Source organism: Chryseobacterium sp. SIMBA_028 (genome assembly GCF_046535285.1).
Taxonomy (GTDB): Bacteria; Bacteroidota; Bacteroidia; order Flavobacteriales; family Weeksellaceae; genus Chryseobacterium.
In genome coordinates this window covers 1-285 of sequence record NZ_JAWRWZ010000163.1, presented here as the reverse complement: position 1 = coordinate 285, position 285 = coordinate 1, and the positions used below count along the sequence as shown (strand labels likewise).

1 protein-coding gene is annotated in these 285 nt (G+C 64.6%); it reads right to left on the bottom strand.

All coding sequences use genetic code 11. The annotated features are described in order from the left end of the window. The coding region (locus tag SCA31_RS22990) for an AMP-binding protein (protein WP_410699351.1) at window positions 1–285 on the bottom strand (285 nt) is incomplete at both ends.

Here is a 285-nt window from a genome sequence, read left to right as displayed (position 1 = left end):
CCAGTAGCCAAGAAACATCACCGGATCCGGCGCCCTGACACCGATCTGCCCGGTCTGCCCCACCGGCAGCTCGTTGCCCTTGTCATCGACGACGGCAGCCAGATGCCCCGGCACCGGCCGCCCGATCGCCCCCGCCTTCGAAACGCCGGCGGCGGCACTTGAGGAGATCACAAAATTGCACTCAGTCTGACCGTAGAATTCGTTGACGGTCATTCCCAGCGCATCGCGCACCCAGTTATAGGTCTCGCGGCCGAGAGACTCGCCCGCCGAACCGATTGTGCGCAG